The following is a 2,539-nucleotide window of genomic DNA, read 5'->3' as shown; positions in this document are numbered from 1 at the left end:
CGTCGTCGATGGTGAGGGGGGTGGTGGTGTCGAGGGTGCGGGCGAAGAGGGCGAGGAGGGTCTCTTCGAGCGGGGTGCGCGGTGCCCTTCCGGTGGTGGTGTGGGTGGCGGGGGCGGGCAGGGCGCGCTTGTCGATCTTTCCGTTGGGGGTGAGCGGCAGCCGGTCCAGGACCGTGATGTGGGTGGGGACCAGGTGGTCGGGGAGGCGGTCGGCCACGTGCCGCCGGACCTCGTCGGGCGGGGTGTCGGTGCTGGTGACGAGGTAGGCGGCCAGACGCTCCTCGTGGACGGTGACCACGGCCTGGGTGACGGCGGGGTGGGTCAGGAGTACGGCCTCGGTCTCGCCGGGCTCGACCCGGAACCCACGGATCTTGATCTGATCGTCCGCCCGGCCCTCGTAGACGAGCCTGCCGTGGGTGTCGAAGTGGACGAGGTCACCCGTGCGGTAGAGGCGGCCGCCCTTCGTCCCGAAGGGGTTCGGGACGAAACGGGTCGCCGTCAGGTCGGGGCGGCCGAGGTAGCCGTGGGCCAGGCCCTCGCCCGCCAGGTACAGCTCTCCGGTCACGCCCGGCGGGCACAGGTTCAGGTACGGGTCCAGGACGTAGGCACCCTTGTTCACCAGCGGCGTCCCGATCGGGACCACCGTCTGCACCACGTCCTGCTCCTCGATGGTGTGGGTGGTGGTGAAGCCCATGGACTCGGCCGGCCCGTAACCGTTGACCACCCTGATGCCCGGCCACTGCTCCTGGAGCTTGTGCACGTGGGCCGGGGAGGCGGCCTCGCCACCGGTGAAGGCCACGGTGACGGTGGCGAAGGTCTCGGGGTGCTCGTCGACGAGGAAGTTGAAGAGACTGGCGGAGAGCTGGAGCATCGTGACGCCGTGCCGACGCGACAGCTCGCTGATCAGCACCGGTTCCGGCCGCTGGCCGGGCTGCAGGACGGTCGTCCCGCCGTGGAGCAGAGCACCCCAGAACTCCAGGCTGAACGCGTCCCAGGAGACGGGTGAGCACTGAAGGAAGACCTCCGCCGGACCGAAACGGCCGTAGGACTGCCCGCTGACGGTCGAGACCAGATTGCGGTGCGAGGAGAGAATGCCCTTCGGCCGGCCCGTCGACCCGGACGTGAACATCACGCAGGCCACATCATCACCGGCCAGCTCCACGGCCGGATTGTCGGCGGAGAAGCCCGCCAGCTCGTCGTACGACGGGAAGTCGACCGTCGCCCAGGGCCCCTCCACCCGGGCGGCCTGCGCCGGTACGGTGAGGAGCAGCGCGATACCGGCATCCGTGACCGCCGATCGCAGGCGCTCGTCGGGGAAGTCGGGGTCGAGGAGGGTGTACGCGGCTCCCGCCTTGACCACCGCCAGCACGGCGACGGCGAAGTCCGCGCCCCGGTCGAGCAGCACACCCGCCAGGTCGCCCCGGCCCAGACCCCGGGCACCAAGATGGCGGGCCAACCGGTTGGCGGAAGCGTTCAGCTCGCGGTACGAAATCCTCCGGTCACCGTCGATCAGCGCCGTGCGCTCCGGATGCCGCGCCACCGCCTCCTCGAACCGCCCGACCAAGGAGCCATCGCCGGTCTCCACCACGGACCCGGACCACGGGCCGGTGAGCAGCCCGCGCTCTTCGGGCGACAGGACCTCCAGGGCGGAGAGACGGAGGCCCGGGTCGGTGAGCACCTGGTCCAGGACACGGCCGAGGAGCGTGACCATGCGCCGTACGGTCTCCTCGTCGAACAGCTCGGCGGCGAACAGGACCGAACCGTGCAGCCGCCGGCTGTCGTCGGAGCGCAGGAGGAATTCGAGGTCGAACTTGGCGGCACCGTTTCCCGTTCCGGTGACCGTGGTGGTGGGGAGGCCGGGAAGGTTCAGCTCGGGCGCCCCGCCGGCCTCCAGACCGAGGCAGATCTGGAAGAGGGGGTGGCGGGCCAGTGAGCGGGTGGGGTTGACCGCTTCGAGAACGAGGTCGAAGGGCGCCTCCTGATGGGCAAAGGCATCCAGGTCCGCCGTACGGACCCGTCCGAGGAGTTCCCGGAACGACGGGTCACCCGCGCTGTTCGTCCGCAGAACGAGGGTGTTCACGAAGAACCCGACCAGACCGTTCAGGGCCTCGTCGCTCCGGCCCGCCACCGGCGAGCCGATCGCCAGATCGGCACCCGCCCCCAGCCGGCTCAACGCCGCCACCAGAGCCGCGTGGACGACCATGAACGGCGTACAACCCTCCTCACGGGCGAGAGCGGCTACGCGCTCGAACACATCCTGACCGAGGTCGATTTCGACCTCTCCCCCTCGGTTCGAGGCGCGCGCCGGGCGCGGCCGGTCGAGAGTCAGGCCGTGTTCCGCCGGGAGTCCCGTCAACGCCTCGTTCCAGTACGTGAGTTCGCGGCCGAGCAGGCTCTCCGGATCGTCCGGCGAGCCGAGGACCCGCCGCTGCCAGACCGCGTAGTCCGCGTACTGCACCTCCAACGGCTCCAGATCCACACCCGCGTAGGCACGCTCCAGATCGCTGAAGAACACGTCGTTCGACAGACCGTCCGTGGC

Annotated in this window: 1 protein-coding gene; it reads right to left on the bottom strand. The window is 70.3% G+C overall.

Features of this window, described 5'->3' with window-relative positions:
• Window positions 1-2,539 (bottom strand): amino acid adenylation domain-containing protein (locus QK442_RS35980; RefSeq protein ID WP_282698350.1); only part of this gene is annotated, 2,539 nt, incomplete at both ends.

Source organism: Streptomyces sp. CC208A (genome assembly GCF_030010625.1).
In the GTDB taxonomy this organism is placed as follows: Bacteria; Actinomycetota; Actinomycetes; order Streptomycetales; family Streptomycetaceae; genus Streptomyces.
The sequence above is the reverse complement of the archived record's forward strand: the minus strand, read 5'-3'. Positions and strand labels throughout refer to the sequence as shown.